Below are 6,920 nucleotides of genomic sequence, written 5' to 3'. Positions count from 1 at the left end.
TGCCATCGACGTCCGCAGATGCATCTACACCGGGTTAATTATCTCTTCGATTTGACCTTGTTTAGAGTCAAAAGCTAACAGTTTTTTGCCCCAAAATGAGTTAACAAGTTGTCGGTGGGCCAGTAACGAACCAACTTTCTAGCCTAGAAGTTTTTATCGCTACACTTCTCCCCATCAAAAAACTGGATCAGTATACAGTCATATTACAACCATAAGGATTTTGAACGATTTTTATCCGGTATTTGTGCGCGTTTTCCCCATTTCCCTTTAAATAAATATCTTTAAAATCTATCACTTACGAAATTCGTGAAGTAGATAATAGGTTTGGAAAACGCGCATGCGCGTTTTTCCGGATGGTTTATTTGAAGTAAAGGTGATAACTTCTTTGCAATACAACCAGTTAACAATGCGCGTTTTCACTGGTCTAACATGATAAACGCGCATGCGCACTAATAAAATGTTACATGCTTGAAGGAACCTCATGAGAATCATATACATTTTTTTAATCATGCTTGGTCTTACTGCTTGCGCAGGGCCTAATCCAAACCCCGGTGAGCGCACCGTAGACATGGCATGGGAAAAGTATGATTACGACACGGCCTTTGAAGTTTTAATGCCTGCCGCTGAGCGTGGCGAGCCGTGGGCACAACTTCGGTTAGGTGTCGCATATGAGCTGGGTTCTGGCGTCACCAGGGACATACCCAAAGCGATAATGTGGTACGAAAAAGCTGCGGCCCAAGAATCTGATGGCAACTGGGCTAACGGGCAGCTTGTTGGTGCGACCGGCAAGTCAGGTTATTTTAATCAAAACAGCGATGCGCTAATCGCCAAGTTTCAACTAGCCAATATCTATCTTCGTGGCGAAGGCGTCGAACCAAATCCAGAAAAGGCACTCCAGTTAGCAAAGTACGTATCCGATAAAACTCAGGGTAATAGCATTTTCTACTGCTGTGAATTTTCTGGCGGCAGGTATATTGCCAACACGGCCATCGCCGAAACCCTTGCTAAGGCAAAGGCGGCACAATGAGCATCGCACAACGGCATGTAACAAGTTGCGCAAGCGGGACAAAGTGCTGCGCACTTCGCCCCTTCGCAAGGCGTTGGTATGACTCCCACTGTCAAGTCGAGCGCACAAATATCGGCCTAAATTATTAAGCCTTTTGCCTTTCTCAAACTAAGTTGAGTTAACGCAGTCGATGAAGCCAGTAAGTTCGTCGGTTGTCATGCTGGTATCCGTGGATTACTTATTTTTCAATAAGCAGCGCCTACCTTACTTTTCCGTCGTGGCACCTGTCTTCAGTCTATGCACGTGGTTCAATGGGATATTTATCCCATTGCCATCCTAACGCCGTCGGTGGTTGTGCCACACCCGATGCTTCATCAGCTGCATTAACTCAAAATCTATTTTCATGCAGGCACTCTCGCAAGTCGTAATTTCGGATTAACTGGCGCGAGTACCACTTCTCTGGATATTGCCCAAATGTAGGCGATCATTTCTCTCGCAATTGCAGTGACAACCACATTGTAATGCTTACCTTTATGCATCAGCCGTTGATAACGGCGACATAGTCTTAGCTGTGCCTGCCAAGCGATATCCACTATCTGTTTTGGTAAACCTTCTTGGCGCAGTTGTAAATCGGTCGAGATATTCGCTGGGTAACGATAGGTATGGGCTCCTTCCACCAGTAATCGCCTAGCTCTGGTATTACCGCATTTGGTGATCGCTCCTATATGACGTTTTCCGCCACTGGAATGTTCTGAAGGCACGAGTCCTAAATAGCTCATGAGTTTTCTGGGATGATCGAAACGTGTTAGATCTCCAAGTTCTGCCACCACACCTGTGGCTACGAGCAACCTGACACCTCTTAATGCTTGAATGGCTTTGACGACGGGGTAATAGCGCCAGTTTTTCACATGGTGTTCTAGTTCATTATCTAATCGCTTTAAACGTGCAATTCGCTCATTGATGGTTTGTAGATACTCTTGCAAGACTATCTGTTGGCTAGGGTGTGGCAAAATCAATTCGGTTAACCAGCGCAAATGCTGTAGCGACCAATTTGCGTTGCCGTGATAGTTGATGTTGTTCCGCAGCAGCAAAGCTTTAAGTTGATACTTGGCATCTTTTAAATCTTTCATGGCCGTTTCACGTGCACGAGATAAATCTCGCATCGCTTCATCTTCAGGCTCAGGCACATAGATAGGCGTAAGGTCTTCAGACTTTAATAACTTGGCTAGCTTGAGCGCATCACGCTTATCTGTTTTCACTTTCTCGCCAGGCTTTTTAGGGATGAGTGAGGGTGCGATAACATAACAACAATGCTCAAGACTGGTGAGTAAGCGATATATCCAGTAGCCACATGGGCCAGCTTCATATCTAACTAAAAGGTGTCTAGGAAATCAGTGGCTATTCACACAGGAGTATCTGCACGACAAAGTAGCTCTTACACATCCCTGTGTTCGCGACATTGGTGCATCCATGCACTGCACCTGCTGCCAAGCAATTCAAAACAGTGACGGTTAACGCTAGCGGTAGCTAGATAAAAGCCAGCAACCTTTGGGAATAGGTTAAAAAGGGAAAGTCTAACTCTAGGCAATAAAAGTCGGGCAGCAAAAAGCGGCCTTGTTTGGCTGCCATTAAACATCAAATTTAGTAGAGATTTTCGAAATAACTCTCGATGATGAGCACCGCCGACATGGAGTCGATCTGGCCCTTCGACAGGGCCTTGTAGCCTCCCATTTCAAACAGCCTGGCCTTGGCGTCGGCGGTGGTGAGGCGTTCATCCTGGGTGGCGGTCTTGACGCCGAAACGGCCGTTGATGCGGTTGGCAAACTTGCGGGCCCTTTGGGTCATCTCCTGTTCTGTACCATCCATATTGAGGGGCAGGCCGACGACGATAAGGTCGGGTTTCCACTCGTTAATCAGTGCCTCTATCTCTTCCCATCTGGGAATGCCGTCGTTGGCCTTGAGAGAGGCGAGGGGCGTGGCGCTGCCGGTGATCTGCTGGCCGATGGCGACGCCTATGCTCTTGGTGCCGAAGTCGAAGCCCAAGACACTTGCTGAACTCATAACGAATTTTATCCTTTGCTGTTAGGCGTGACCTGTCTGGGATGAGAGTTGCCAGATATCAAAACCCAATGATTCGGTGGCCTTTTGCCAGCGCTGATCGTGCTCAGTGTTGAACATAAGGTCCGTATTGGCGGGGATGGAGAGCCAGGAGTTGTCGGCCAGTTCCTGTTCAAGCTGGTGGCGTCCCCAACCCGCGTAGCCCAGGGCGACGATAAACTGCTCCGGCGCCTCTTTGCTGCCCAATGAGGTGAGCACGTCTCTTGAGGTAGTAAGCATAAGATCGTCGCTGATCTGCTGGCTGTTGCTCCATTGATTTTGCGGCGTGTGCAGGACGAAGCCTTTCTCTTGCCCCACGGGGCCGCCCACCACCACCTTACTGTTAATGCTGTCTATGGTGTGAAAATCATCCAGCTCCATCTGTCTGAGCAGCTCATTGACATCGACCCCTATAGGGCGATTGATCATCAGCCCCATCGCACCTTGCTCATTGTGTTCGCACAGGTAGATCACGCTACGCTCGAAGAAAGTATCTTTGAGCGATGGCATGGCAATGAGTAAATGATTTTGCAAACTATCCATCTAGCACTCCAATGGGTTATCCACCCGCCAGTTTGACCTGATAATTGAGTTTTTCCAGTAGGGTTTTCAGCAGCTCTCTGTTATCTGTCTGCACCTCTATGTTGAACTCTTTTACTGTGCCGCCGCAGCCACACTGTTTTTTGAGTTTCTGTGCTAACGCTTTAAGCTCTTTCTCATCCAGGCCCAGGCCCTTGATGACAGAGACGCCTTTGCCTTTACGGCCCTTACTGTCTTTATGGATTCTGACTATGCCGTCGCCCTGGGGCACGGCTTTGGTTTCTTTGGGTTGGTCGATTTTGCCGCCATCTGTGCTGTACACCAGGGCGATATTGGGATCGATTCTCATCATCTATCACACGCTTAACTAAGATACCCTGAGTTTACCAAATTGAAACTCCCTTGTGGGAGGAGTAATCGTTAGATACAAAAAAAAGACCACCCTAAGGTGGTCATGGATAGAAACAGATACCAAATGCAGGGAGGTATCCCAAGGCGACAGGCGTGCTGACGCAATTAGTGAGCAAAACTGTTCATGCAAAAATTAGAGATATTGCAGCGCTAACATCACTAGCGACAGGCCGGTATAGGCGGCGCAGGGCAGAATAAAGCGGTGAAAACGGCTGATGGCTACGCTGCAGCCAGTTAGGGCGAAGCCTATGGCGATGCTGGCATGGCTTGAGGTATAGCCTAATGTCAGGGCTATCATCAATATGATGAGTGCCAGCAAGGGCAGAGTAAAAAGCAGCCACTGTGACGGCTGAATTTTGGCATTGTCGGCCATGGGAGCTGCCAACGTTTTTGGGGCAAACATAAAAATGGCGCTGGCGATAATAAATGCAGTGATAAACCAAGTCATGGCTAAAACCTCTATAACCCTAATTGATAATCATTATCATTTGGGTGTTTGTTGAAGTCAAGCTGAATGAATCGTTATTTACAATAAAGAAGAGTTGTAGAACAGAGGTTTGCTATGTAAGCTTTAGGATAAATCCTGATATTAGTCATGTCTAAAACATGCTGGAGAGTTTATGAAAAAGGCGATTATCTTAGCTGCCGCACTGGCCTTATCTGGGTGTAGCACACTAAAAACTAGCTCTGATTACGATCCCAAAGTCAATTTCGATGAGGTAAAGAGCTATGCATGGGTGGTTAAGAAGACTGATGACACCACCTATAACTTAGATGGCTTGATGGATCAGCGTGTCCGTGAGGCGGTTAATCGTGAGCTGCAGATGAAGGGCCTAAGTCAGGTTGAAGCCGATAGCGCCGATATACTGGTGAACTACTTCACTAAGGTGGATAAGAAGATTAATATCGATACCTTTAATACCAACTTTGGTTATGACCCCTATTACTATGGCCCGGGTTGGGGCTGGGGCAGCAGTGTACGTACCCAGACCACGGTACGAGAGTACGAGGTGGGTACCCTAGTGCTGGATATGATCAATAGAGAATCAGGAAAGTTGATTTGGCGTGGCTCGGTAGCCGATACCATACGGGATAAGAGCACGCCAGAAGAGCGTGTCGAAGTGGTTAACAAGGCGGTAGCGGCTATGATGCTCAACTATCCACCACAGAAAGAGGCTAAATAGCCCATCATCTTGCGATTAAAGCGGCCTGTAGGTCGCTTTTTTTATCTCTTTTTTTTCGATAAAAGTGTAGCGCCCTCGAGGATTCGACCAAAGTCCAAGTTATTCGAGTACAGCCCAGGTGTTATGCTGCCTCGGCCAGGACTTTTTAAACTCATGATTTAATCGTATCTAGGGGGCAGCGTGGAACAGTTTTTACAGCAGTGGTTTCAGCACTATGAGAAGGGCGAGGGTGTCGAGGCGAAAGAGCTAAGTCAGGAGACACTCACTCATTGGCAACAGCTATTGAGCGGTGCCAAGTCGGGCGAGCTTGAGCATTGGCAGAAGAATCCGCCAGGACGCCTAGCGTTAATTCTTCTCATGGGACCGGTCGCTCACTTGCTGGAAGACGAAGCGGCGCTGTCACTGCAACTTAAGGCGCGCGACCTTTGCGTCTCAGGTGTGGATCGCGGCTTCGATACTCAGTTAGAGCCGCTGCAACGTCGCTGCTTCTATGATCCCCTGTTTTATTCAGCTAAGAGTGAAGACAGGGCATTATTGATCCGTCTGCTTGAAGGCTTGCAATCTCAGCTGGCCACTTCATCAAGGCCTGCCTGGAGCCACTGGTATCAACAGGCGTCACTGAGCCACTAAAAAGATACAATAGGCGGGCGATAGGCTCGCCTCATTCAGCTCACTTATTATCACTCGATGAACCGCAAATGATCTACCTGACAGGGTAAGCGGATTCGGCTTATCTACTTAATAGGCGTTAGGCGATGGCCGCCCGCAAGATTTGACGAAACACCTGACTCACCTCTTGGTTGACACTGCTATGCTGAATCAAATCCACGTTGGCTATCCAGCCCATCTGTTCCATGTCGAGCGGAATATGGCGCAATTGCCCTTTGGCTAACGCTTCCTGCGCCAGATGCTCTGGCAGTAGCGCCCAACCGAAACCCGACTTTGCCAAATCGAGCAGGGCATAATAATTGTCTGCCAGCCAGAGCTGCGGCGAGTGCTCCGCCTGAAAACTCCACTCTTGACCCTGCTTGCTGCCAATGGTGAGCTGACGGTAGAGCTTTAAGCTGTCGAGATTATTCATTTTCTCCTGGGCCAGCGGATGATGTGGGCTGACCACAGGTTCAAATTTCACCGACCCCAGAGATTCAAAATCTATCCGCTGTGGATAAATCTCTTCACTAAAAATCACCCCCATATCGACACTTTGCTGCCTCACCTGCTCGATGATCTCCCGACTGGGCAGGGTGCGAAGCTCAAGCTGGATCAAGGGATATTTATCGGCAAATAGATTCAGGTGCTGGCTAAGCTCAGAGAAGGGCACCCCTTCATCGATCGCCAGACGGAACTGCTGTGGCAAGCCAGCGTCAAGCGAGGTGATAAGTGATTGCAGCCTAAGGTGCTGGGCGATCACTGCCTTGGCCTGAGGCAGCAGGGCCTCTCCAACCGCAGTGAGTATTGGATAGCGGCCAGAGCGATCGAACAGCTCATGGCCACAGTCTATCTCCATGTTGATGATCTGCTGGCTCACGGCAGATTGCACCTTGTTAAGGTGCCTGGCGGCGGCCGAGAAGGAGCCTGTCTCCACCGTCGCTAAGAAGAGCTGCAGTTGTTCCAGTGTCGGCATATCGTAAAACCAGATGGTATCTAACTTTTACCTATCTTATTTAGGGATGAAAATAGGT

The 6,920-nt window shown here is 48.6% G+C and carries 8 protein-coding genes and 1 pseudogene; 3 read left to right on the top strand and 6 right to left on the bottom strand.

Annotation, left to right across the window (positions count from 1 at the left end; translation table 11 throughout):
* The first annotated feature begins 481 nt into the window (after positions 1 to 481).
* Positions 482 to 1,027, top strand: a complete 546-nt coding sequence (locus NY07_RS07080; protein ID WP_200884297.1) for a tetratricopeptide repeat protein — start codon at positions 482 to 484, stop codon at positions 1,025 to 1,027.
* Between the two features lie 380 nt (positions 1,028 to 1,407).
* Here the strand turns inward: NY07_RS07080 and NY07_RS07075 are convergent.
* From NY07_RS07075 to NY07_RS07055, 5 genes and pseudogenes are all read right to left on the bottom strand, one after another.
* A pseudogene (locus tag NY07_RS07075) lies at positions 1,408 to 2,373 on the bottom strand (IS110 family transposase); the annotation flags it as partial.
* 274 nt (positions 2,374 to 2,647) lie between these two features.
* Positions 2,648 to 3,067, bottom strand: coding sequence for a Holliday junction resolvase RuvX (gene ruvX, locus NY07_RS07070; RefSeq protein WP_033538629.1), 420 nt, complete (start codon positions 3,065 to 3,067; stop codon positions 2,648 to 2,650).
* A gap of 21 nt (positions 3,068 to 3,088) precedes the next feature.
* Positions 3,089 to 3,646 carry a YqgE/AlgH family protein gene (locus tag NY07_RS07065; RefSeq protein WP_033538628.1) on the bottom strand — a complete coding sequence of 186 codons (558 nt, stop codon included), beginning with the start codon at positions 3,644 to 3,646 and terminating at the stop codon, positions 3,089 to 3,091.
* A gap of 16 nt (positions 3,647 to 3,662) precedes the next feature.
* Positions 3,663 to 3,992 carry a stress response translation initiation inhibitor YciH gene (gene yciH, locus NY07_RS07060; protein ID WP_033538653.1) on the bottom strand — a complete coding sequence of 110 codons (330 nt, stop codon included), beginning with the start codon at positions 3,990 to 3,992 and terminating at the stop codon, positions 3,663 to 3,665.
* A 195-nt stretch (positions 3,993 to 4,187) separates the two neighbouring features.
* Positions 4,188 to 4,502 carry a hypothetical protein gene (locus tag NY07_RS07055; protein WP_033538627.1) on the bottom strand — a complete coding sequence of 105 codons (315 nt, stop codon included), beginning with the start codon at positions 4,500 to 4,502 and terminating at the stop codon, positions 4,188 to 4,190.
* A gap of 172 nt (positions 4,503 to 4,674) precedes the next feature.
* On the opposite strand from NY07_RS07055, the gene NY07_RS07050 reads away from it, so the two are divergent.
* Positions 4,675 to 5,238 carry a DUF4136 domain-containing protein gene (locus NY07_RS07050; protein WP_033538626.1) on the top strand — a complete coding sequence of 188 codons (564 nt, stop codon included), beginning with the start codon at positions 4,675 to 4,677 and terminating at the stop codon, positions 5,236 to 5,238.
* A gap of 180 nt (positions 5,239 to 5,418) precedes the next feature.
* Positions 5,419 to 5,868: a DUF924 family protein gene (locus tag NY07_RS07045; RefSeq protein WP_033538625.1), complete on the top strand. Its 450-nt coding sequence runs from the start codon at positions 5,419 to 5,421 to the stop codon at positions 5,866 to 5,868.
* Positions 5,869 to 5,986: 118 nt separating this feature from the next.
* Here NY07_RS07045 and NY07_RS07040 read toward each other — a convergent pair whose 3' ends face one another.
* Positions 5,987 to 6,862, bottom strand: coding sequence for a LysR family transcriptional regulator (locus tag NY07_RS07040; protein WP_033538624.1), 876 nt, complete (start codon positions 6,860 to 6,862; stop codon positions 5,987 to 5,989).
* Positions 6,863 to 6,920: the final 58 nt, after the last annotated feature.

Source organism: Shewanella sp. ECSMB14101 (genome assembly GCF_000773485.1).
GTDB classification, from domain to species: domain Bacteria; phylum Pseudomonadota; class Gammaproteobacteria; order Enterobacterales; family Shewanellaceae; genus Shewanella; species Shewanella marisflavi.
Note: the sequence above shows the minus strand (reverse complement) of the source record. Positions and strands in the feature narration are given on the sequence as shown.